This is a genomic window from Acinetobacter sp. MYb10, from assembly GCF_002980175.2.
GTDB lineage: Bacteria > Pseudomonadota > Gammaproteobacteria > Pseudomonadales > Moraxellaceae > Acinetobacter > Acinetobacter guillouiae.
In genome coordinates this window covers 1,893,880-1,917,824 of sequence record NZ_CP058272.1, presented here as the reverse complement: position 1 = coordinate 1,917,824, position 23,945 = coordinate 1,893,880, and the positions used below count along the sequence as shown (strand labels likewise).

Here is a 23,945-nt window from a genome sequence, read left to right as displayed (position 1 = left end):
CCTTTGTTTTGGAGAATAAAGTGAAAGTTATTTATACAAATACAATTCCTGAAAATCAGCAGCTAAATGTTTGCTATCGCACTTCATTTTTAGGTGTTATTTCTGCTGCAACTTCGGTTGAAGTGGATGATGAATTCCCGAATGCTGAAGCAGTAAAACAAGCCTATGCGTTCTTAAATGCTCAGGCTCTATCAGTTCAAGTTAATGTAGGCATCACGCCTGAATTACAGGCTGTTGTTGATGAAGCAAAAGCTGAGTGTAGAAAAGTGGTTGCAGAACGTGATGAAGCTTTAGACCAGCTTCAAACATCAAAAGGTGAATTTATTGCATTCCAAAATAACATTGAAGCAATGAAAGCCCGTATCACCGAATTGGAAGCAAACGCCGATAAAACGGATGAAGAAAAACCGAAAACAACCAAAGCAAAGTAGGTGAGTCATGAGTTTTGTCACTGAATCAGAAGTTGAGCAAGCGCTTGGGGATACTTGGACCAGCCAAAGTGAAAGTGACAAGGCTCAACTTCTAAAGAAAAGTCGAGCATATTTAATCGCTCGCAATGTTAAAGATTATGAAAATGTTGATGATGTGCCACAAGATTTAAAAGATGCATCTTTTGAAATCATTAAAGGCATCATTGATAAAAAACTCTATATCGATAAAGACCAAGATCTTAAATCCAAACGAGTCAAAGCTGACAGTGTTGAAAGTGAAAAGGTATACCAAGATGGCTCCAAATCAATAAATGCAACTGAACAATACATTTGGGATTTGATTAAGCCTTATACCAAAAAATCACGTGTTCAAATTGTAAGGAAACTGTGATGGGATTGAGAGACGAATTGCAGACCGATATTGCTGAAGCTTTTGATACTGATTTAGCTGATGCCATAACAACTTTCACTTGCTCCAAAGAAATCCAATCTGGTGATTTCGACTTTGAAACACAAACTTATCCTACTGTGACTATTGAACAATACTCTGGACGTGGTGTATTTGGGTCATATAAGCGTGAATTGGTTAAACCTATTGATTACCAAGTTGAAGACATCAAGGCTACTGTGCTTCAAAATGAAGTAACGGGTGTGCCTCAGATTGATGATGTTTGGGTGGCAGGTGGTCAATTCAAAATTTTGAATGTAGGTAAAGATCCAAGCGGAAGTATATGGGTTTGCCAGTTGAGGAAAGTTTAGTAATTAGACAGTCTTTTATTTATCTGATAATTTTAATGTAATTCAAAAATGGGCATTCAACTTTGAACAAAAAAATCTTCATTTATTTCATCGTCGGATTAGTGCTTTCCTTTCAAGCTAATGCAGAGGTAAATAATACCTGTAATTGGATATCTGAATTAGCACAAAAGGTAATGAATAATAGAGTCAATGGAGTTCCCAAAAGTAAAATGATGGAAGAAATCCAAAAGCTAAGACTTGCTAGCGAAAATAGCTCTGATGAAAACAAGAAAAGATACTTGGCTGATCAAAGTGGCTTAACTGCAATGTTTACATCTGAGGTTTATGATATTGATGTACCTGAAGATAAAAAACTCAAAAAGCAAGCCGTAAAAAATTATCATGATAGTGTTTTTAAAGAATGTATTGCTGCTAATGAATAATTTATACCCACTTAGGTGGGTTTTTTAATGGGTGAAAAATGTGGAAAGTGATCGAAATACATGACTCGATTCATGTAATCCCTGAAAATGACAAAAACCTCATGACCAAAATCCTGACTGTAAATGTGATCCTATCTATGAAGATGGTGTTTATATTCATAATTCATATGACGAAAGGGAGCTTACTGAAAATCTTTCGAGGTGTTAAATGGGCTGGAACGGATTACGACCATCACAATTCACACTCCAAGTATTGCGTGATGGCTCTGAGTTACAAAGAAAAATAACCGCTGCAATGCTTCAAGGTGTAATTCTTAGAAGTCCAGTTGATACAGGGGCTTTCAGAGGCAACAATCGAGTTTCAATTGGCAGTGTGGATTACACTAAAGACTTTCAGAAAAAAGATACTTTAGGTACCACAACCATAGCAGAAGGAATGGCCAAAATACTGAGTGTTCAATTAGGGATGAGAGTATTTATTAGCAATAATTTACCTTACGCAATTGCTCTCGAAAATGGACATTCAGGACAAGCTCCTTTAGGCATATATTCAATTACTTTCCAGTCAGTTACGAGTAGATATAAATGATGACTTTATCAGAGGCTGAATTGGCGATATACAAGCGAATAGGTCAATTTACTGGGGTGGAAAAAACGAATCTTCGGATAGAAAATCAGAAAACTCCAGATGGCAAACCATTTGATCCACCATCAAATAAACTTTGGTGCAAAGTTTATATTCAGTATGGAGATAGTTTGATTGCAGGTATTGGAAATGAACCCTGTATTCGAGATATAGGCACTATTTCAATTCAATGCTTTGCACCAAAGAATACAGGCACGATTGAAATGACAAATCTATGTGTTAAATGGCGTGATTTCTTACAATCCTTTGGTGTTTCTTTTCTTGAAGTCTATAAAGTCCATGCACCACAAGATATGGATGATGATAATTTTTACGCAAAGATAGTGAGAGCTGAGTTTCGAGTTAATTAGCTTAATCACACAACAAACCTGAATTACTTTTAAACGAACCTGTCCTTAGTGACAGGTTTTTTAATGCCTGAAATATGGCATCCAAGCCAACTAGGGTAGCTCCTGAAAGGAAGATGGTCGTTTCGACTACTCATTGCATCTTCTTGTTGGCTCTTTTATTACCTATGCCATTCACCACAATTTATTGATGCTCAGGTGAATGGTTTAAATCAATTGAGCATCTAGGAGTAAACCATGTCAAACGTACTAACGACACAAGAAATTGTGATTGTGGAAAATGAAAAGGCTTTGACCACATCGTTACATATTGCAGATGGTGCGAGAGCGAATCACAAAGCTGTGATGCAGTTAATCAAAACGCATATCCATCACTTTAATAAATTTGGAAGGGTGGCATTTGAAATGCGACCCTTTGAAACAGAAGGTGGTATTCAATCTAGAAGAATTGCCATCTTAAACGAACAACATGCAACGTTTCTGATGACACTAATGCGCAATACAGAAAGAGTTGTAGATTTTAAGTGTGCTTTAGTTCAAGCGTTTTATAAGACAAAAGAATATCTGAATTCTCAATATCAATCACATGCAAATATCCATAATAAGCTTAGTTTGCAATTGGATTTAGAAAAAGCAGATGCGAGTTTAGCTGGGCATATTCTAGGAAGTTATCGAAAGAAACGTGACACATTAGTTGGAGCAATCAAAGAAGTAGAACGTTTGATGCAACCATGTTTATTTGAATAAATAGTTTTACAAACCAACACCTCCTTAAAGGAGGTTTTTTTATGCCTAAATTAAGGAGAACTTGATGAGTTCTGGAGCTAAACAATTAACCCGAGTTGGTTTTGAAGCATCACCTGGTGTGATTGCAACAACTTGGAATACATTTGCATTTACCACCAATGGTTTGGATGCATCAGCACAAACCACCGAATCGCAAACGATTAAAGATTCACGTATCTCAGCTGGCACGTTAGTAACTGGTGTTGAGGTGCAAGGCGATATTGAATCTGAATGGGCTTATGGGATTCAGGATAAAGTCTTAGAGCTAGTTGCCTTCAATGCTTGGAATAGCAATGTTTTAACATTTGGTGGCACTACTCGAAAAACCCTATCAATTATCCGTGGCTTTAGTGATATCGATAACTTCCAAGTTTTCACCGGTTGCCACATTAACCAGTGGACTTTATCGATTCCTGATAGTGGCATTGTGACTTCTAAATTCGCAATTATGGGAATGAAGCGCACAGCTTATGAGGTTGCACCGACTGGTACCGTAACACCTGCAGTGGATGCTGTTCCATTAACAAGTCTATCCACTGGTGACATCCTTATTGATGGTGAAAAGAAACCAGGAATGTGCATCACTCAGATTGAATTAACCCTTGATAATACAATGCAAATTCAGAAGTGCTTAGACTATGAAAATAACATTGCCGCAATCTTAGAAACCATTATGAAAGGCAGTGGTAACTTCACAATCGCATGGTCCAAAAACACTGCAGAACTTTATGAAAAACAATTCTTAAATGAGCCGATCGGCCTTGAATATTCATTGAAAGATACTGCAGGTAATAAATACACACTCAAACTACCTAAGGTTCAAGTATCTGCGCCTTTGCCAAGTGGTGGTGCTGGTGATGTATTAACTACTCAGTTCTCATTCACAGTCGCGGATGTTGCACCGACTCTTACACGTATTCCTGTAGTTGTGGGGCCTTAATCATGTTAATTGAAATCGAAGAACAGAAGTCCATTGAATACGTTCAAGAATGGTTTGATTTTAAAGAAGGCGTGAAACTACTCATTGCGAGTATTGATAAGCCATCGTTTCAACGTTCACTTGAACTCAATGGAATTCAAGCTGAGCAAGAGCTTGCAGGCATTAAGGCCGTTACAGATGAGGGTGCAGTTAAAGCCAAATTAGGTTTTAACCGAGCTGTTTCACATTTATTGCTCGGCTGGGTGGGGCTAGTCGGTAAAGATAAAAAGCCAATCGAATACAGCGCGCAAAATGCTGAACTGATTTGTACAAGCTCGAAGCAATCTCTTGAAATTATTGTCTTCATCATGGAAAAGGCTAAAGTGATCCATGACTCTAAGACTGAAGAGATTGCTGATGAAGTGGGAAAGTCCTCAAGCACTACGAACAAAGAAACATCAAATGGTGCGAAGAAAAAACAGCAGAAGTCTACCAAAAGCTCGGCATAAAACCACCTGAGCGTTTAGAGCCAAGTTTCACAGCAAATCACATCATCAAAGCCTTTAATTTAATTTCAAAAGCACGACGTTTTATTGCTTTTCCGCAGGGTGGTGGGTTCTATGACTCACTCACTCTTGCCGACATTAAAAGCTATTTTGATTTGTACGGTTGTGACTTGGATCGAGGGCTTTTTGTTCAGTGTATTTTTGCGCTGGATGGGAAGTACTTGAGTGAAATGAATAAGGCATGAGAGCTATTTAATCAAAACTTCTAACAAATTTTATTTAGAGGTGCACGTATAAGAGAGAACAATATTCGTATGGTTTTCTTGATTCCAAAACAAAACCCCGAGAGTTCACAGCTCTTGGGGTTTTTGTTTCCAACCCACAACGCACACTTGAGGATTAGAACATATATGAATTATACCCCTAAAAACCAATTAAAGGTAGACGGAAAAATGAGCGAATTAGGTGCTGATAAAGCTGGTAACAAATTAGCAACTGCCGCAATTATTGCATCAGTATTATTTGGAATCGCGGCAGTGATTGCTGCCATACGCTGGTGGTAATAAACATGATCATCAAACCATAAAACCGATCTTTTAAAAGGTCAGTTTTTATTGAAGAGTAAAAAGCTTTATCGGATTTATTTCGCATAACTTATTTCATTGTTCTATATTTTATTTTCAAAATAAAAGGAATGAATAATGAAAAAATTAACTATCGCGTTAGCAACAGGATTAGTGAGCATGAGTGGGTGGAGTGCTTGTACTTATAATTTTGACGCATCCCTGAGTCAGATACAAACTTTAGCAGGATACTCGGTCCCTAATCTTGCACTTTTTCCTCAAAATTCAAATCAAAAGATTGGTTTATCTTTACAATCAGTAATGCCTGCTGGATCAGCAGGAGATGTTATGGTTTATTATGGTACAAGTAGTGCTTATGCTAATAATTCTATTGAGTATTTAAAGACTAATAGTGGAACTTTAGGAGATAAAATACTCCCTTCAACTGGTATGGTTGCAATAGAATTTAACTACAAAGTTCCCTCAACACTTAGTCAGGGTGGATTGTCCACACCAATTAGTTTTGGTGGAAATATGGAGAATGGTAAAATGTTTCAAATAGCAACATTTTACACAAATGGTAATGATGGCAATAATTCTTTTAATAAATTCTGGTTTTCATTGATAGCCGAAGGTGTAACGCAGGTCAATCTTAATAATTTAAATGGCTCTCAAGTTTCAAATTCATCACTACCACAAAAAATTGGTATTTATGTTAATCAATCTTCAAATCAAATTGGTCTAATTGTAAATGGGGTAAATCAGGGATATGTTTATACTCTTCCAAGTAAGGCGAAAAATTTTGGGGTTATGCTAAATGCACTTTCTCAAAATATTGCTTCCCTGGATGCTAATAAGCAATTCTCAGTGGAGTTAATCACAGATTCAACAAAGATGACCCAAACCTACCCAACCGGCGCAAAGGATGTATGTGGTAATACAATCTAAAAGCTGAAATTTATTTAACCTCCTTCGGGAGGTTTTTTTATACCTGTAGCCCGCCTTTCCTGCGGGCTTTTTTTCATCCGTAGGAAAGTAAAAAATGGCTGAACAACGCAGCACACTCATTATTGAAATTAGCTCAGAACAAGCAGCACGTAATGCACGTGCTTTAGATCGAGAGCTACAAAGTATCGAACGCACTGGTAATTACGCAACTACTTCAATGAACTCTATGTCAGTGGCAGCACGTCAGTTGGCAGGGTATTTGGCAGGTGTTGTGACTGTTGGTACTGCGATCGCTAAGGTGGATACTTATACTGGTTTAAACAACAAGCTTAAATTAGTCACTAAGAGCCAATCTGAACTCAATAATGCAATGAACGATACCTTCAAAATCGCTCAAAACACTGCACAAGCATGGGATTCGGTTGCACAGATCTATCAACGTTTTTCCGACAATGCACAGCGTTTAAACATTACTCAAGCGAAAACTGCAGAATTAACTGACACAGTTGCTAAAGCAATCGCAATTAGTGGTGGTTCAGCTGCTTCGGCAGAAGCTGCATTAGTTCAATTTTCACAAGCTTTGGCTTCCAATGTTCTAAGAGGTGAAGAGCTTAACTCTGTTATGGAGCAAGCGCCTGGACTTGCAAAGGCAATTGCTCAAGGTATGGGAATCACAGTAGGTCAATTACGTTCAGTTGCTGCAGAAGGAAAGATTACAGGTGATGTACTTGTTGATGCTTTAACAAAGGCACGTAGCTCAGTAAATGAACTATTCGGCAAAACAGATTTCACTATTGCTCAGTCATTCACGCAATTATCCAATGAAGTCACTAAGTTTGTTGGTGAGGCTGGTAAAGGGAGTGGGGCTGCAAATGCAATTTCAGGATCTCTAACTTTACTCGCAGAAAACCTTAACAATGTAACCAACATTGCTATGATCGGTGGTGCTTATTGGGTTGGCACTTATATTCCTGCACTTTATAAAAGTGTAGTTGCAGGATATGGAAAAGCTACCCAATTAGTTGAACAAACAGCTATTCAATGGGCAGCGATTGAAGCTGAAAAAGTAGCCGCAGCACAAGAATTGGCAGGCGCGGAGGCTAAATTAGTTAATCTTCAAGCTACACGCGCGCAACTTATCGAAGAGTTGAAACTAGAATTAGCTCGTAAGAAAAAACAAATTTCAGATCAGGGTGCAATTAATTCTGAATTGAGAATGGGGTTATTGCGTCAACAGCAAGCAGCCATCAACGTAGAATTAACAGCTACTGAAAATGCTTTAGCGGCAGCTAGAGCAAGATCAGCTGTAGCAAATAATGCAACAATGGGAGCTGGTCGTGGTTTGCTCGGATTACTTGGTGGAGCTGGGGGATTAGTAGGTATTGTTGCGGCCGTTGGCGCATCAATGCTTTTAATGAGAGACAATACAGACTCAGCTACAAACTCTCTTAATATTCAAAAGCAATCGGTTAGAGAGATTACAGCTGAATATAGTAAATTATCAGCAGCTAAACTTATCTCAGAAATGGATGAAATTGATAAAAGAATCAAAAAATCACAATCTGATGTTTCAAAAGCTAGAGATAGCTTATTGGGAATGGTAACAGGTAATTCTGAGTCAATAAGTAATGAAGAAATTAAACGTCAAAACCTAATGCTTGATCAACTTAAAAAGATCAAGGAAGAAGGTTTAAGTACAGCTGCTGCACTTCAGAATCTGAGTAAATCAAAATTATTTACAGATGGGGAGATTAAAAGTGCGCAGCGTTATTTTGCTCAATTAGATGAGGGTATAAGTTCAGCACGTGAATTTGGTTATCAGAAAGAATTAGCAAACAGCTATATGGCTAAAGCTTCAGGTCTTTATGAGGAAAATGCAGACAAAATTTCAAAGCTAACAAACGAGTCTGAGCGTCTAAATGAGTCATATTCAAACTCTAAAGAGTCAATTGTTAAATCAGCTGAATCCTTTCTTCAAATCAGTGAAAATTCTGGTGCCTCAGCAAAACAATTAATTATTGCTAAAAATGCTCTAGATAGTTATAGCAAAGGAACAATTTCAGCAACGCAATTATCGCGGATATTTTTGGAAAATCTTCCAATTCCTCAAAAAACAATTGATTCATTTATTGCTCAATCAAAGCAAGCGGATAGCTACAAGAATTCAGTAGCTGGTGTGAACGTTGAGCTTAAGAAGCAAATTGATTTTAGAAATACTTATTTAAGTCAGCATCAAGGTGTTTTAGCTGCTGAAAAAGAGGTAACAGAAGAGAAACGGAAGCAATTGGCCAATGAACAGAGACTAAGTGAACTCCGAAAATCTGCCAACAAATCAATGCTTGACGATAATTATTGGATTAATACTTATAATCGAGAATTGAAAAATATTGGTGGTGATAAACAGAAAGCTTCAACTTTTGCTGATTTTGCACTTAATTGGCGAAAAGAGAACAAAATTGAAAGAGATGTTCAGTTAACCACCGAGCAAGCTAAAATTTTAAATGATCTATGGGTCTTAGATCAGAAGCGTAAAACACTATCGGATGAAGCAAGTAAATCCGAAAAAGATCGAACTAAAGAGCTTGAGAAGCAACTTAAAGTCTTACAGGTCAACGAAAAAGTTAAGGTTAATGCTGCTAAATACAACTTCGGTGGACTAGAAGGCAAGTATGGGCTACCAAGCGGAATGTTGTCTGCGATTCATATGATTGAATCTCGTGGTAATGCAAATGCATATAACAAAGGTTCTGGTGCTGCAGGTGGTTTCCAATTTCTTAAAGGAACTGGTGATCAGTATGGCGTTAAAGATCGTTATAACTTAGCGCAATCTGCCGAAGGTGCTGCAAAATATCTTTCATATCTATTGAAACTTTTCAATGGAAACGTAGAGAAGGCTGTTCGTGCCTATCATGCGGGTGAGGGAAATGTCCAAAAAGGCAAAAATCTTGGTAAATATAATAATCAGTACATCAAAGATTATTATGGCTATATGGGGGGTATTAGCGGCTTTTCAGGGAGTTCTAAAGACTATGAATCGCTCTTAAATGATCAGGTAAAGCTACTTGAAAAGTCCCAAGAAGAAGCCGAAAAAATCCGTAAGGATTTTATGTCTAAAGGTCTTCAAGAGGAGCAAGAATATAAGGATCAACTCAAGAAGATTCATGAAAATTCGGCTTTATCTGGTGATGAAAAGAAAACATATGAAGCTCAGTTAACTACTCGATTTGAAGCACAAAAGAAACTTAATGATCTTCAACAAGATTATGACCTAAATGGCTACAAATATACTGAATCACAGAAGCTTCAATATACCTACGATGCTAATGTTTTAAGGCTTGATGCCGAAGGTAAGTATAGTGAAGAGAGTAAGGCTAAGTATAAGGCTGCTCTTAAACAACTTCATGACTACGAACTAGCGGCATACCATAGACTGCAACAAGACAAACTCAATGAGTTTAAAGCAGCTCTAGAACAGCAAACTGGTGAGTTGCAACGTGCTTATTATGAGGTAATGGCACAAAACACAATGACTCAAACAGAACTTGCACAGTGGCAATTCCAAAATCAGTATAGCTCTTCTGTTGGTGGTGCTTATGATTCTTATCAAAATTCTGTTAAGGATATTAATAAGAAGGATGATAAAGATCAGTTCGTGAATGATGCTGAAACACGTAATCAAATGTTGTTACAGGCTGAGCAAAACTATCAAAATCAACTTCTTTTAATCAAAATGAAAGGGATTGAGGATGAGAAAGTACTTCATCAGCAAGCATATGATTCCCAAATGGGCTTATATGGAAATATGTTATCAACCGCAGGATCAACTTGGAGTGGCTATACTGATTTAATTAAGAAAACGGAAGGTGAAAATTCTGCAACTTACAAATCAATGTTCATAGTTCAGCAACTCATGGCAGCAGCTCAAGCAATTATTTATGGAAATTTAGCTTCTGCAGCTGCTTTAGCACCGCCACCAATTGGACTTGGCCCTGTCGCTGGCATGGCATTATCTGGATTAATGAGGGCGAATGGGTATGCAAGTGCTGCTCTTATAGGTACGCAAACTATTGCGGGTTTTGCATCTGGCGGACACATCACAGGCAAAGGTACAGGAACGAGTGATGATATTCCAATTTGGGCATCCAATGGCGAATTCATGTTAAAAGCATCAGCAGTATCTAGGATTGGTTTGGCTAATCTTGAATATATGAATAAAACTGGTGATCTTCCTCATAATGCTAAATATGCAGAGGGGGGAATGATTAGACAGCCAACAGGAGGGCATAATGGTATTTCAGAATATCTCGCTAGAAGCAAAGGTGGGAATTCCCAACCCATTGTAAATGTCCATACTTTGCCAGGCACAACTGCTCAAGTTTCAACTGGTAGTGATGGTTCGTTGGATATTCGAATTCAGGAAGTCGCAGAAAGAGTTGTTACTGGTCAGCTTCGAAATCCAAACAGTCAGATTTCTAAATCTATTCAACAGAACACTACTGCAACCAGAAGAAGATAAGCTACCTAGGTGGCTTTTTTCCTTCTTAATTGATATTTTATAAGCACTTTATGGAGTGCTTTAGAATGAAAAAATTAATATTGCTAGGAGGGATTGTAGGATTAGTTGGTTGTACTGCACCTTCTTATAACTTAAAACCTACTATTACTGAATTGGTTAGCAAACCACCTATTGGGGATATTACTACAGTAGGTGTAGGCGATAGCATGCTGCATCAAGGAAATATTAGTGAGGTGGATGTTTTGGAGGTTGCAAACCCTATTAAATTTAGTGGTTATGGTGTGCCATCTGGTATATACACGGCAACTGGTCAGGACAATAAAGGAAAGTTTTTTTCTCCAATCAATAAGTCATTGAGTATGGTGTCTAAGGCTTTTTATTCAGACCCAATTCAAGTAATAATGGTTTCCAAAGAAAATAAGCTTTGCGTTGTTAGTGTTTTTAATATGAAAACCTGCACCGACGACGCTGACTTCAAGGTAAAAAAAATAACACAATCAAATACTGATGCATTTCAACAAACTCTCATATATAACGGGAGGATAGGAAATAAAATTAACATTGGTTATCGTGAGTTTTTTGGCGATTTAGCTCGTCCAGCTTTTACTAACAGTGTGGAGTATGATTTAGCGGAATCGAAACAAATTGGATATAAGGGCGCATTGCTTGAAATTATTGATGCTAATAATCAGAGTATCAAATACAAGGTTTTAAAGAATTTCAATAAAGCGGAATGATAGACCGAGTGAATATATATTAATTATCGTATTAACTATAAAGAATTTTTTAAGTGAAAAACCCACCTAAGTGGGTTTTCTTCTATTCAATGAAAATAAAGCTTATCTTCTTTGGTGATGTGCAATTCCATTCTTTCAACTTGAAAAGACCAATCTACACAGACATCCATACCAGTTTCGGCTAATTGCTTAACCTGTGATGTAGCATGTGGTGATTTTTGCTCAAGTAAAGTTTTAATGATCGAAAATAGGTTCGCCATTTCATCGAATTTACTTGCAGCTGCTTTTAGATCGGCTTGCATATTGTCTTTCCTGAACTGTTTATTTGGAAGGCCTTGTGGTTCTGGTTCGGGTGGTGCTATAGTGTGCATAGTTCTTAGTCCTAGTGACTTTTCAATTAAGCCCAATCCGCCAAGATTCTGGGCTTTTTTGTTGTCTGAAATATTCATGGTTGATTGCCAATTAATGTTGCGAGTTTGGTCAATCCCTTTGGAGTTATTCGAACCTGCTCAGTGATTTTTGATGTGCCATCAGTGCGTGTCACTTCTGTAACCTTATGCTCAAGATACCCTGACTGAACTTTATCTTGATAGCCAAGCCAGTGAGCTGAACCAGTACGTTTATAGATCCATTTTTCAGCTTGAAGCTTTGAAATCAAATCTTTTGGTCGCATTTGTAAAGCTTTGGCAGCATCAGTTATACAAATACTTCCATCAGCTGTAGCAATTCGATCAAATGCTTTAACAGCTGGGGTTAATTCTTCAACCTTGGTCTGAAGCTCAAGATTTTTCTTTGATTGGATTTCTATGGCTTGTAACAAATGAACTGGATTTGTGATATCAAACACTGGCTGAATTTGATTATTGATATAAGCATCAAAAGTTCGAATAACCTTAAGATTGAATGCTGCACTAATCCACATGGCATATGAGTAAACAAGCTCTTTTACAACATAGGTTCCTTGACTTAGTCCACCACGAATAACACTAACTGGTTGAATTTTAGGCGAGGAAGGGATTCCTCCCTCGGTTAATTCTTGAACAAGTTCCTGTGTTTGTTTATTTTCAAGAAAAAATTTAGGTTTGTTCTTTTCTTGTGAACCACTAGCCTTGTGTAAGTCATTTAAGCAAAAACGACCAAATGTATCTGTGCGAATTCCAATCCCATCGATAGATAGTTGAAAAGGTGTTGTTAATGAGTTCATGCGTTTACTCCTTGGTTTAAAAATGCTTCAACTGCTTTGTTGATTAGGTAGTTCATTGAGCGTTCCTCTTGTTGCCCTTTGGTTTTAAGTTTCTTGTGAAGTTCAGTGTTTAAACGTACTTTCACATAAACAATTTCAGTGGATTTCATGGTTTCTCCTTGTCCCCATTTTGGGGTATTTACATAATGTACCCATTTTGGGGTTATTGGTCAATACCCATTATGGGGTTATTATAAAAATTATTTTTTGGTGGCTATAAATGAACGAAGATCAAAATAGTGTTGTTACACTTAAAGTTCGCGTAACTCCAGAATTCCGTGAAAAAATTATCTCATCAGCTAAAGAAAATAATCGCTCCATGAATGCTGAAATAGTCCATAGATTGGAGGAAAGCTATTTTATGCAAGAGCATTCTGTAGATAAGTCATTAGTATTTGGTAATGATGCTGAGAAAATACAAATTGACATAAAAAAAATATTGTCTACCGTAGACCAATTACTAAATCAAAATAAATCCAAAGATTAATTTTATTATTCTAGAGACGTTCAATTTTAGGGTGATTGTTATAAAATTCATCTGAGTTTCGGTTGTATGCATTAGATACGGCATCTGTTTGTTTATAACCAAGTGCTTTTGATAATTCACCAGCAGATAACCAGATCTGACCATCCAGTTGAACAGGGTTAAATTTCACTTCGTTGAAACTTAATGTTAGACTTGTCATGTCACTTTTCCTTGAAAGAAAGTTGATAGAAGCCCTGATGCCGTCGAAAGTTATCAGAGCTTTTTTATTCTGGCATTATTATAGTGCCATTGACATTAATCTAATATGACACTAGAGTAATGTCAATAGTTGTTTAGAGTTTAAACTAAAATGGAAAAAATAAGACCCTTAAATCAAGATGACTGGAAGCGGACACAAGTTCGTATTCCACAGGATAAATATGAATTATTAATGACTTACGCTGAGAGGAATAATCTTTCACTTAATACTGCTATGTTAGAGTTGATGGAAGTAGGATTAAATTCAAAGATTGAAGGGAAATCTGGGCGCTCAATTTATTTTAATGATTTAAGTTGTATAGAAGATTATCCAAAAGAACCTATGCACGAACGAACTGCACGCGTTGAAAAATTGATCTCCAAATTATTTTATGAGCATCCTGAATATCAACTTATCAATATTGAAACTTTAAATGATGGAAAAAAAATCCGTTATTGGTACTCTATTCCTAGAAGTGAAAGTTTCAGGGATTAATTTACCTAATAATATTTAGAAGTTAAAAGACCAGATTTAATCTGGTCTTTTATGCAAAAGATAAAATCTATCTTAAATAATAAAAAAATTTCACTATAATAATTTTAATCTAATAAATAGAGACTTATAAATTGGCGATTATTGATCTATTTTCGAAAAGACAAAAGAAGTTGCGTGGAGAAATGCCTGATGTGTATCAATATGAAGAAATTCCTAAGCAATTACGCGTTCAAATTATTCATATCATTAAAGATACTGTTGGCATTGAAAATAATTCAAGTAAATCGGCTGAAGTCTATGATTTTGTACATAAAGCCTTATGTAGGGAATATGGGAGATTTTCACTTGGAGAAACATTCGAAAGTAACAGCCAAGCTTTATTCAATTTCTTTTTAACTGAAAAAAATTATGAATATTGTTTAGATTTTATCGAGTCTTTCTTTAGATTGATTTATAGAGTTGTGCGTATACAACCTCATGCATTTATTCGCACGAAACAAAAACCAGATGAGGCAATTGAAGAATTAAATATAAGATTTAGAGAAGCTGGAGTAGGTTATCAATTTGAACAAGGAGAAATAATTCGAGTTGATTCTCAATTTATACATTCTGAAGTTGTGAAACCAGTTATCCATCTTCTAGGTAAAGATAAGGATTATGAGGGGGCTACTGCTGAGTTCTTGGCTGCACATGAACACTATCGTCATCGAAGATATAAAGAATGTCTTAATGATAGTCTTAAGGCTTTTGAAAGCGTCATGAAATCTATTCATAAAAAACACTCTTGGAGCTATAAAGCAAGTGACAGTTCTAAGAATTTAATTAATAGTTGCTTAACGCATAATTTGATACCTCAGTATCTTCAGACTCAATTCTGTGCAATAGCTAATTTACTTGAGAGTGGCGTTCCAACAATCAGAAATAAAGAGGGTGGACATGGTCAAGGAGCTGAAGTAAAAGAAGTTCCTGAGCATTTAGCTAGTTATGCACTTCACTTAACTGCCTCAAACTTATTGTTCTTAATTAAATGTGAAGAAAATTATGTAAAGTAGCTTTTAGGTTTAAATACAGATGCATAAAAAAGCACCCTAAGGTGCTTTTTTTACACCTATTTAGTCTAATTAATGTTCACTCTATCTTTACCATTTGTTACATTGGTAGCACTTTATAATAATTGGTATCGATATGAAAAAGATCGCATTGGGGTTGGTTTTAGCATTAGGTTTTGCTTCATTTGCTGATGCTGGGCGAGGTCGCCAACCTTGTTCGGGTAGTAAAGGTGGGGTAAAGCATTGTCAAGCTGGTAAATTTGTTTGCAATGATGGTTCAATTAGTGGATCTAAGAAAATTTGCGGAAAATAAGCAATGGGATTTAATTTTAGAAAAAGCATTAAAATTATGCCTGGTGTTCGTGTGAATCTCACCAAAAAGGGAGTTTCAAGCGTATCTGTTGGGAAAAATGGTGCAAGAGTTAATGTGGGTAAAAAGGGCACAAGAACTACAGTTGGATTGCCAGGAACAGGGCTATCTTATTCGTCTTATTCACCTAGAAATAAACAAAGTAAGGTGAAGACATCACTTTCATCAAATCAAGACTCTAGAGATGCTGGATCATTTAAGGGAGTATTTAAATTCTTATTAATTTTAGCTGTCATAGTTTTCTTTCTTTACTTGATTTTTTAATGCTAGAGCCTATTAAGAGTTAACTTTTGGGTTATTCAGCCAAAAATCAACTAATTGATGACGCTGTGCGACAGCATTTAACGCACAAGAAAGTGGAGAAGTATTGACATTTTGAAATAGTTTCATGTTGACAGGTTTGTCACCATAGAATATGCTGTGTTTAAACATCCCTATTATCAAATGATAAAGGGCTTTTTTATCTAAAGGAGAAAATTATGAAAAATATTAAACTTTTAGCTGATGGTTATGGTTTAGGCTAAACATAGCCCACAAAATTCTATAAAATAAGGTATCAATTTTGATACCTTATTTTTTTGGGGGACAGTTTGCAATATATTCTAACTTACTGTTTGATAATTCCTTATTTAATAGTTTTGGTTTACTTTTACTTATTTGAGAGAGATGACTACTTTTATAAATTCAGAGGAAGTGTGCAGCTTCTCTTAGTGTTGTTCTTAATTGGGATCTTTGTTTTAAATATAATTATTTGGAAATCTTTTTTTATTGAATATGAATTTTTGAATTTTAGCTTAAAAGCTGAAAAAGGTACTTCTAAAACAACTGCCCTTGTAACTATGCTTGCTGCAACTGCTGCGGTTAGCGGATGGGTTTTTACAAGTAGAGTGCAAATTATTAATGCTACAAAAGCCCATGCAATGCAAGCTCTTATGAATAGTAGGAATTCAACTATTTATATTGAAAAAGTAGAATTAGCTATGAGCATGAGAAAGAAATTAAGAAAAAAAAAGGGTTTGAGTGTTAATGATCTAGTGATTGTCTCTGAACTTGACTATCTTGAGATGAATGGTAAGCAGCGTGCAGCAATTCACTATATGCTTAACTTTATGGAATTTGTTTCGGTGGGAGTTAGGCATAACAATATGGATGAAGAGCTTATTAAGGGTAGCCTTAGAAGTATATTAAAAAATAACTATGTTATGTTTCAGCCTGTTATAGAGTATGTTCGCAAAACTTCGCCTAGCAACTATATTGAAATGGAAACGCTCCACAAGAGATGGGATGATTATAGTCATGACAAATGTGTTAAATGTACTAAATGGTATAAAGTTAGTGATGAGTTGAGGAATAAAATGATACCTGCTAGGCGTTCCCTATATGCCTTAATGACAATGATTACATTTGGGTTGTGGAATTTAATTGTTGTAATTATAGAGTTTATCAAAAAGTATGCTGCAAGCAATATTCAAAACAACTTTACATGTATTGATTGCAATTGCGAAATTTTAAAATCTGAATAAACGAACAGTTAAGAAGTATAAACCCACTCAACCGAGTGGGTTTTTTATTGGAGAAACCATGCCAAATGTCTTATTAAGATGCGTCACGCAAAGTGGTTATTCTGTTGGATTCAAGAGTGGTGTTATTTCTCAAGAACTCGATGGTGGCGCACCGCGTTACCGTCGAGTGATCAAGAACGCGTATCACAATGTGAATGTTCAATGGGTTGTAAAAGAAGCTGGCTTTGATTATTTGGATGCCTTGCACAATGTTTGGTGTGAAAACCCCAATGAGTTTTTTTATGCACCACTCAAAGTGAATGGACCTGAATATAAGAACTATGAAGCGTATTTTGTTGAAGATTCATTTCAATTAAATAGTGTAGATGGTCTTATTTTCACATGCTCAGCACAACTTCGAGTAAAGCCGATTGTAGATATTGAAGAAGATCGGCTTCTGGTAGAAGTTGGTAATGAAGGTGTAGATCTATCTGAATTATTAGACCCACTTGAAAAGCTCGTCAATGTGAGCATGCCGAATGCTTTAAGGAGTATTCATGTCTGATTATGTATCTTTCTTTCTAAATGCTGGTGGTGGTGTAACTCAGCTTGAATGTATTGAGATCAGCCATCCAAGTTTTTCAAAAGTTTATCGTTACGTTAAGAATGATACTCAGGGAATTACAGCTTCTAATCAGAATTATGATTATAAGCCTATGTCGATCAAGCGAAATAATGTCACCAATGATTTAGATCAAACTTTGTCTATTACGCTTGCAGATATGGATGATGAGCTGATGGATGAAGTTAAAAAAATTCATTCAAGCCCATTTCGCAAAATAAAGCCTGAATGTTCTTTTAAAATTTATCGTGATGATGATTTAACAGAACCGATGATCTCTATGCCTGCTTTAGAGATTCCAAGTGTTTCAAAGGATACATCAGGATTGGCGACTTTTGATGCTCAAGCACCGCAACTCAATAGTGTAAGAACTGGTCGTATTTACACGATTGAAGAATTTCCATTGCTTCGGAGAGCCTAATGTCTATTGATAATTTACTAGATCGAGTGTGGACCTCTAAATACACATGTAATGAATTCTCTTGTGAAGCATGGCAACAAATTACAGGTGAAGATTTAACGCAGAGATTAAATGATTTTCTGAACGGTCAAGCAGGCTTTGATGTTTTAGAGGAACCAGTCTCACCTTGCATTGTCTTTTTCTTAAATGGCAAAGAATCCCCAACTCATGTTGGGGTTTTTTTTGAAGATAAATTATTACACCTATCTCGACGTGGTGCGCAATATGTACCACTCGAAATTATCCAGATGGGTTTTAGACAGACGAGATATTACACATGAAAAAAACAGTCATCATTTGTCCAGATCCATACGATAAAAATACTTGGTCCACGGAACAGGTAGATGATGTCTGTGCATATTTGGCTCAGCAATTTACGGTATTTCCTGAAAACACTTTTATCTATCACAACTATGTTGCTGAAAGTAATGATGTTACACCAAAGATCAAATCTGATATTGAGCGTTTACAGGCGCTTGAGGGTGTTTTTTATGTTGTGATAAAGCCTAGCTGGTTGCAGTTTGTGTACTATGCCATTGTTGCAATCATGGCAGCATATAGTGTGTATTCAATACTCACAATGCCAAAGCCTGATCAGCAGAAAATAGGCTCATCCAATAATGAACTGGCGAATCGTACAAACAAGATGCGAATCAATTCGCGTGTACCTGATATTTACGGCACCTTGCGCGCTTATCCTGACTTGATCGCAGTCACTTACACATACTACGAAAACAACATTGAAGTTGAAGAATGTTTGATGGTTCTAGGCCGTGGATATTATCAAATCAAAGATTGTCGTGACGGTGAAACCGATGTAAACGGTATCGATGGTATTAGTGTTAGTGCTTATAATCCTGGTGAGAGTATTGTAGGCAGCAACACAATTTACAAGGTTGGTAATGCTTTTACATCACTTCCGCTTGATGTCGCCAAATCTTCTTCAATCAATGGTCAAAGTCTTGTACAACCCAATGATGTGATTATTGAAAGTCAGAGTATTTATTTCACAACTGGTGGTGTGATTCGAACGACTGACAACACTTTAGACTTTAGAGACAAGTTTAAAGTTGGTGATGGTATTGCGATATCAGGAGCGCGATTTGGGGTAGAAAATATTATTCTATCAGGCTTATGCACTGTCACCAGTGATTATAAAATTATTGTTGAATCTGCCTTAGATATAAACTCAGTCGAGAAGTTTAAAGGCCTATTGGTAAATGGTGCTAATGTTGCAATTACTGAGATTGATGAAGTGACAGAGGAAAGCACAACCAAATATTATGATTTGTCTGGACAGTATCAAGTCGATTCAATAGTCAAAACTCCTTCTGGTTCAAATTTTAGTTATGCCATATCTTTGCACTCAGCAAAACAAGTGAACTACAACTGGAATTACATCACTGAAAACTATGACATCTCAGCAGGCTTAACTTTAAATGACAATGACGAGAGTGTGGATCTTGATGCTAACTATTCAGTCAGTGCTGTAGATGAGCACAGTATCAGTTTAGCGAATGCAACCACTATTAATGACGATTGGGAGAAGATTCCAACACTATTTAATGGCAGTACTTCAGGCTTAAATACTTCTGATATCTATTTAGAGATTGTTGCGAATAAGTGGGTAGGCTGGTTTGAGTTATACCACGAAGCAGCAACACAATTGCAGTTTAATATCTACTTTCCGCAGGGGCTGTACAACATCAATAAAGATGGTAAGACAAGACCGGGTTATGTGGTTATCACAGTTCAGTATCAGTCAATTGATGACAACGGAAACCCAATTGGTGAAGTGAAGTCTAAAGACTTTTGGATTGAATACACAAGTAGAGATTCATTCGGACGCACGCTCAATATAGAACTTGAAACAACAGGAAATCAGCGCTTTAGATTAGCAAAAACTGATGCTAAGACAGGCGCGAACCCGATGACTGAGTGTAAAGTCAAAGATGTTTATTTGACCTCACAGTATGACAAATCAGTTTACGAGGGTGTGACGGTTTTTAGGCTTCGGACAACTGCTACCAATGGCGCACTTTCAGTTAAAGAGCGAAATTTTAATACGCTAATTACTCGGAAATTACCTATTGATGGCGCTGGTTTACTAGAACCAACCAATGATGCTGGGCAGGCGCTTATTAACATGGCACTTGATCAGTACATTGGACGTCGATCTTCACTAGATGTTGATATGGATAAGATCAAAACAGAAATTCAGGCAGTTAAGACATATTTTAACTCAACTGATGCAACTGAATTTTGCTATACCTTTGATGATGACTCACTTTCATTTGAAGAGCAGGCTGGCATGGTTGCAAGTGCGTGTTTCTGTGAAGCAATCCGATTTGGTAATAAATTAAGATTGAAGTTTGAAAAACCTCAAACAAGTTCAGTTTTATTGTTTAATCATCGGAATAAAGTTTCTAGTTCTGAAAAGCGTACTTTCAAGTTCGGTATTGATAAGGACTATGATGGGGTAGAGCTTGAATACACATCACCAGATGATGACAAGCGCATCACGTATTCAATTCCTGAAAATATCACTTTAACCAATGCGCTTAAAATCACAACATCTGGTATTAGAAACCATGCTGTGGCTAAAACTAGGGCTTGGCGTGAATGGAACAAACTTCAATATCAGAATGTTGATTGTGAATTTGAAGCGCTTGATGAGTCTGAATTGTTGATTAGAAATGATCGAATCTTAATTGCAGACAGTACCAGTCTTGAAACCCAAGATGGTGAAGTTGTTGCGGTTGATGGTTTGATTTTAACTTGCTCTATGAATGTTGATTTTGAAGATGGTGAGCAATATTACTGCTGTCTACAAATTGCCGATGGATCTGTAGATATTATTGAATGTAGTCCTGGCGAATACACAAATCAAATCATTCTGAATCATGCTCCAACCATGGCGCTTGTAGTGGGAACAGACAGATATGTAAAAACTCTATATTCAATCACCAAAGTGGCAGAAACATCGAGCCAAGCATTTATGCTAAGCGAAATGTCACGCAACACTCAAATGACCAACAAACTTACGTGTATAAATTATGATGATCGATACTATGAAAAAGATCATTCATTCCTTTAAATTTCAAAATCACAGAACAGTCCTAACGGGCTGTTTTTTATGCTTGGAGATAAGCATGGTTGATAATATTGTTACCAAACAGCAGCTTATAGATGCTGGTAAAAATGCCGATTCATGGGAAAAATATTGGAGTGGAAATGAAGATGAGGACGTCATTACTCGGCTAAACAAAGAATACCCAACACACGCAAAAGCATTAAAAATTTTGATGGAAAATGGTGGTATTCAGCCATTTGAGACACAAGCGCAACTGCTTGCAAGTGTACCTGTTGTATCTCCAACAGCTGCAAAAGCTTTAGATACCAAAAAAGTGTGGATCTGGAAAAATGGAGCTTGGATCGACACAGGTTTGAGCGAACTTGATCAAGCAAAGGATTATACAAATCAAAATTTGGATGGAGTTTCGTTCAATACGGATGATGATTATAAGTGGTTGTATGCTGTAGTTGATGAAGCTAGCCAGGTCATGTTTGGCATGGACTTGAATAAAGTAATGCGATTTATTTCAACTCTGCAAGCAGAAAAAATACAAACAAATGATTCTTCTTTTGAGGATGTGAAAGATGCAGATTTGTTTAATATTTTAGATAAAGATAACAATAAGTTGATGACAATTGATCAGCAATTACTTGCCAAATTTGTATCTATCTTTGCAAATAAATTATCAGTGCAAGATATGATGGTAGAAACGCTATCAACTACAGATAACCCTGTGACAATTGTTGATAAAGATGGCTACATTATTGGTTATTATCAAGCCGACGGTATCTATAATTCTATTGGTTCGACGTCATCTGGCTTGGTTGGTATTGAGCCTGAACAGCGTATTAATACTGATTATTTGCATGTTTCAATGCAAGGGCAATCTTTAGCATTGGGACTTGGGGCGGGTTCAATTGCAACATTGTCAAGTGAAGCGCCTAATGCTCTTGTGCCGAGTGCCGGTATCGAGGACGGTGTGCAAGGTGGTGACATGCAGGGTGTAACTGGATTACCTCTTTCATCGTCAAGCGTCGTTGCATTTAATCCTGCTTTAAATCCTAATCAAACTGCAGAAAGCCCGCTTTATGCTGCAATTGTTCATTTGCAGAAATCTATTGATGAGCGTTCGGTTAATTCTCAAGTTTTAGGTTCAACTAATGGGCATGGTGGAACTGCAATTTCTGGACTATCGAAAGGTACTGCAATTTATGATGTTGGTGTAGCGCAGTCAAAAGCTTATCGAGACTACGCAAGTGCTTCAGGGAAAAGTTGTTTATCCCAATTCGTACTTTGGGTTCAAGGTGAAACGGATATCTCAAACGGCTTAAGCGGTGATGAATATATTATTCGCCTCAACAAGTTAATTGCTGATTATCAAACTGATATTAACCAAGATCTTGCTCCGATCATGTTGACATATCAAACAGGTTCTCACACTAAACGATGGCCCACATATTCACCTGAAATTCCACATGCTCAGCTTAAGGCGGCAAATACCAATCGTAGTATCAAAATGGCTTGTGCAACGTATGTTATGCCATATAACTCGGATGGGATACACATGCCGCCAAACAGTTACCGCTGGTTGGGTGCGTATTTCGGAAAAGTTATGGACTGGATGCTAACAACTGGGCGCACAGACTGGAAGCCTGTTCAGCCAGAAGCGATTTATCGAAACGGTCGTGTGGTCACAATTAAGTTTCATGTGCCAGTGAAGCCACTTGTTTTTGATACAGCCCTTGTGACAGATCCAGGCAATTATGGGTTCAAAGTTTTTGATGCAGCTAACACTGATTTAGCAATCTCATCTGTGAGCATTGTTAATCAAGACACTGTGAAAATTGTTTTAAGTGCAGCGCCAATATCGAACATAACCGTCAAATATGCACTTGGCACAAATAACACAAATGCGGGTCCAACTACTGGGGCTCGTGGAAATCTTCGCGACTCAGACGCTACAGTAGCAAAAGTTTTAGATTTAACAACGGGTCAACCATACCCATTACAAAACTGGTGTCCAATTTTTTCACTACAGGAAGGTTTTTCATGGGTACAGTAATTCGCTTAAAGAACGTATCAATTGGTAGTTCGCCGCTGGGTATGGTACATGATGTAAATTACTCAATTGAAAGTGGTAAACTTTTATTTCAACCAAAAACAAACTTAGCTGGTTCTCAAGATATTTTGGGTAATGCGATTTTGTCTGAAGTCGGTATACCTGTTTATGCAGCGGGATATGTGCAAGGCACAGGCACAACTGCATACTTAAAATCAAATTTTGTTCGAGATACGACAAAGAGCTTTACTCTTTGCGTTGTTGCTAAACGTGATGCAACCACGGGGCTACAGTTTTTTGCGGGTGACTATCATAACAATACAGCACCTAGTCAGGGTTGGGATGCTGGCGCAGGAATTTTTGCAAGTGGAACATATGGATTTCGCCCAACACTGTTTTTAGCTAGTGGTGGCAACCTTTTTTCAAATAATATTCCTTCAGCGCTTAATTCGATTTCAGTTGGAGAGTGGCATTTTGCATGCTTGACTGTAGACACTGTGAGTAAAATTGCAAAATTCCACGTACCAGAAATAGGGTTGGTGTGGCAGTTAAATTATACTGGTGAGCTGAAGGCATTGGCTGCCAGTGAGTTTTTCACAATTGGTGGTAATACGGGTGGGGCTTCAGGTGATCCTGCATTTGTTTCATTTGCTTCGTTTCATGAGCGTGTATTCTCTGCTGATGATGTAAACCGTCAGTATCAGAATGCAAAACAGTATTGTGCAACCAAAGGTATAACCGTCAAATAATACCCAACAAACCAT

The 23,945-nt window shown here is 37.1% G+C and carries 29 protein-coding genes; 25 read left to right on the top strand and 4 right to left on the bottom strand.

Annotated features, from left to right (window positions below; all coding sequences use genetic code 11):
- The first annotated feature begins 20 nt into the window (after positions 1-20).
- The 13 genes from CQZ96_RS08990 (at position 21) to CQZ96_RS08930 (ending at position 11,580) form a co-directional block, all read left to right on the top strand.
- The gene (locus CQZ96_RS08990; RefSeq protein ID WP_105713165.1) at positions 21-431 is read left to right on the top strand and encodes a hypothetical protein; all 411 of its coding nucleotides are present in this window, start codon (positions 21-23) and stop codon (positions 429-431) included.
- A 7-nt stretch (positions 432-438) separates the two neighbouring features.
- On the top strand, positions 439-822 hold the full coding sequence (locus CQZ96_RS08985) for a hypothetical protein (protein WP_105713164.1): 384 nt from the start codon (positions 439-441) through the stop codon (positions 820-822).
- On the top strand, positions 822-1,190 hold the full coding sequence (locus CQZ96_RS08980) for a glutamate 5-kinase (RefSeq protein WP_105713163.1): 369 nt from the start codon (positions 822-824) through the stop codon (positions 1,188-1,190). Before CQZ96_RS08985 ends, CQZ96_RS08980 begins: the two co-directional genes overlap by 1 nt.
- 62 nt (positions 1,191-1,252) lie before the next feature.
- A complete protein-coding gene (locus CQZ96_RS08975; RefSeq protein WP_035372415.1) occupies positions 1,253-1,612 on the top strand; it encodes a hypothetical protein in 360 nt (119 codons plus the stop codon).
- A 208-nt stretch (positions 1,613-1,820) separates the two neighbouring features.
- Complete coding sequence (locus CQZ96_RS08970; RefSeq protein ID WP_105713162.1) at positions 1,821-2,201, top strand: hypothetical protein; 381 nt, start codon at positions 1,821-1,823, stop codon at positions 2,199-2,201.
- Entirely contained in the window at positions 2,198-2,608 is a 411-nt protein-coding gene (locus tag CQZ96_RS08965; protein ID WP_105713161.1) for a hypothetical protein, read from the top strand. The genes CQZ96_RS08970 and CQZ96_RS08965 overlap by 4 nt, the downstream gene beginning before the upstream one ends.
- Positions 2,609-2,842: 234 nt before the next feature.
- The gene (locus CQZ96_RS08960; RefSeq protein WP_105713160.1) at positions 2,843-3,352 is read left to right on the top strand and encodes a Rha family transcriptional regulator; all 510 of its coding nucleotides are present in this window, start codon (positions 2,843-2,845) and stop codon (positions 3,350-3,352) included.
- Positions 3,353-3,416: 64 nt separating this feature from the next.
- Positions 3,417-4,331 (top strand): phage tail tube protein, encoded by a 915-nt coding sequence (locus tag CQZ96_RS08955; protein ID WP_105713159.1) that lies wholly within the window; start codon positions 3,417-3,419, stop codon positions 4,329-4,331.
- 2 nt (positions 4,332-4,333) lie between these two features.
- On the top strand, positions 4,334-4,819 hold the full coding sequence (locus tag CQZ96_RS08950; protein ID WP_105713158.1) for a hypothetical protein: 486 nt from the start codon (positions 4,334-4,336) through the stop codon (positions 4,817-4,819).
- A 407-nt stretch (positions 4,820-5,226) separates the two neighbouring features.
- Positions 5,227-5,379: a hypothetical protein gene (locus CQZ96_RS08945; protein ID WP_171287893.1), complete on the top strand. Its 153-nt coding sequence runs from the start codon at positions 5,227-5,229 to the stop codon at positions 5,377-5,379.
- Between the two features lie 138 nt (positions 5,380-5,517).
- Entirely contained in the window at positions 5,518-6,327 is an 810-nt protein-coding gene (locus CQZ96_RS08940; RefSeq protein ID WP_105713157.1) for a DUF4882 family protein, read from the top strand.
- 94 nt (positions 6,328-6,421) lie between these two features.
- Complete coding sequence (locus CQZ96_RS08935) at positions 6,422-10,843, top strand: tape measure protein (protein ID WP_105713156.1); 4,422 nt, start codon at positions 6,422-6,424, stop codon at positions 10,841-10,843.
- 65 nt (positions 10,844-10,908) lie between these two features.
- Positions 10,909-11,580, top strand: a complete 672-nt coding sequence (locus tag CQZ96_RS08930; protein ID WP_105713155.1) for a hypothetical protein — start codon at positions 10,909-10,911, stop codon at positions 11,578-11,580.
- Positions 11,581-11,666: 86 nt separating this feature from the next.
- Here CQZ96_RS08930 and CQZ96_RS08925 read toward each other — a convergent pair whose 3' ends face one another.
- From CQZ96_RS08925 to CQZ96_RS08915, 3 genes are read right to left on the bottom strand one after another with little or no spacing between them, the layout of a single operon-like run.
- Positions 11,667-12,029, bottom strand: a complete 363-nt coding sequence (locus tag CQZ96_RS08925; protein ID WP_228722792.1) for a hypothetical protein — start codon at positions 12,027-12,029, stop codon at positions 11,667-11,669.
- Positions 12,026-12,784, bottom strand: coding sequence for a phage antirepressor KilAC domain-containing protein (locus CQZ96_RS21665; protein ID WP_228722791.1), 759 nt, complete (start codon positions 12,782-12,784; stop codon positions 12,026-12,028). Before CQZ96_RS21665 ends, CQZ96_RS08925 begins: the two co-directional genes overlap by 4 nt.
- On the bottom strand, positions 12,781-12,933 hold the full coding sequence (locus CQZ96_RS08915; protein WP_105713154.1) for a toxin-antitoxin system HicB family antitoxin: 153 nt from the start codon (positions 12,931-12,933) through the stop codon (positions 12,781-12,783). Before CQZ96_RS08915 ends, CQZ96_RS21665 begins: the two co-directional genes overlap by 4 nt.
- A 110-nt stretch (positions 12,934-13,043) precedes the next feature.
- Here CQZ96_RS08915 and CQZ96_RS08910 point away from each other — a divergent pair, with 110 nt between their 5' ends.
- On the top strand, positions 13,044-13,310 hold the full coding sequence (locus CQZ96_RS08910; protein WP_105713153.1) for an Arc family DNA-binding protein: 267 nt from the start codon (positions 13,044-13,046) through the stop codon (positions 13,308-13,310).
- Positions 13,311-13,320: 10 nt separating this feature from the next.
- Here the strand turns inward: CQZ96_RS08910 and CQZ96_RS08905 are convergent, their stop codons facing one another.
- Positions 13,321-13,509, bottom strand: a complete 189-nt coding sequence (locus tag CQZ96_RS08905) for a hypothetical protein (protein ID WP_105713152.1) — start codon at positions 13,507-13,509, stop codon at positions 13,321-13,323.
- 150 nt (positions 13,510-13,659) lie between these two features.
- Here CQZ96_RS08905 and CQZ96_RS08900 point away from each other — a divergent pair, with 150 nt between their 5' ends.
- From CQZ96_RS08900 to CQZ96_RS08850, 11 genes are all read left to right on the top strand, one after another.
- Complete coding sequence (locus tag CQZ96_RS08900; RefSeq protein ID WP_105713151.1) at positions 13,660-14,043, top strand: hypothetical protein; 384 nt, start codon at positions 13,660-13,662, stop codon at positions 14,041-14,043.
- A gap of 131 nt (positions 14,044-14,174) precedes the next feature.
- Positions 14,175-15,095 (top strand): STM4504/CBY_0614 family protein, encoded by a 921-nt coding sequence (locus CQZ96_RS08895; protein ID WP_105713150.1) that lies wholly within the window; start codon positions 14,175-14,177, stop codon positions 15,093-15,095.
- A gap of 133 nt (positions 15,096-15,228) precedes the next feature.
- A complete protein-coding gene (locus CQZ96_RS08890; protein ID WP_171287892.1) occupies positions 15,229-15,405 on the top strand; it encodes a hypothetical protein in 177 nt (58 codons plus the stop codon).
- Between the two features lie 3 nt (positions 15,406-15,408).
- Positions 15,409-15,726, top strand: a complete 318-nt coding sequence (locus tag CQZ96_RS08885) for a DUF4236 domain-containing protein (RefSeq protein ID WP_105713149.1) — start codon at positions 15,409-15,411, stop codon at positions 15,724-15,726.
- Positions 15,727-16,052: 326 nt separating this feature from the next.
- A complete protein-coding gene (locus tag CQZ96_RS08880) occupies positions 16,053-16,985 on the top strand; it encodes a DUF4760 domain-containing protein (protein WP_105713148.1) in 933 nt (310 codons plus the stop codon).
- Positions 16,986-17,043: 58 nt separating this feature from the next.
- Positions 17,044-17,529, top strand: a complete 486-nt coding sequence (locus tag CQZ96_RS08875; RefSeq protein ID WP_105713147.1) for a hypothetical protein — start codon at positions 17,044-17,046, stop codon at positions 17,527-17,529.
- Positions 17,522-18,007 carry a DUF1833 family protein gene (locus tag CQZ96_RS08870; protein WP_105713146.1) on the top strand — a complete coding sequence of 162 codons (486 nt, stop codon included), beginning with the start codon at positions 17,522-17,524 and terminating at the stop codon, positions 18,005-18,007. The genes CQZ96_RS08875 and CQZ96_RS08870 overlap by 8 nt, the downstream gene beginning before the upstream one ends.
- Complete coding sequence (locus CQZ96_RS08865) at positions 18,007-18,327, top strand: hypothetical protein (RefSeq protein WP_105713145.1); 321 nt, start codon at positions 18,007-18,009, stop codon at positions 18,325-18,327. Before CQZ96_RS08870 ends, CQZ96_RS08865 begins: the two co-directional genes overlap by 1 nt.
- Positions 18,324-21,143: a host specificity factor TipJ family phage tail protein gene (locus tag CQZ96_RS08860; RefSeq protein WP_105713144.1), complete on the top strand. Its 2,820-nt coding sequence runs from the start codon at positions 18,324-18,326 to the stop codon at positions 21,141-21,143. The genes CQZ96_RS08865 and CQZ96_RS08860 overlap by 4 nt, the downstream gene beginning before the upstream one ends.
- A gap of 55 nt (positions 21,144-21,198) precedes the next feature.
- Entirely contained in the window at positions 21,199-23,184 is a 1,986-nt protein-coding gene (locus CQZ96_RS08855; RefSeq protein ID WP_171287891.1) for a sialate O-acetylesterase, read from the top strand.
- The gene (locus CQZ96_RS08850; protein ID WP_105713142.1) at positions 23,172-23,930 is read left to right on the top strand and encodes a hypothetical protein; all 759 of its coding nucleotides are present in this window, start codon (positions 23,172-23,174) and stop codon (positions 23,928-23,930) included. The genes CQZ96_RS08855 and CQZ96_RS08850 overlap by 13 nt, the downstream gene beginning before the upstream one ends.
- The last annotated feature ends 15 nt before the right edge of the window (positions 23,931-23,945 follow it).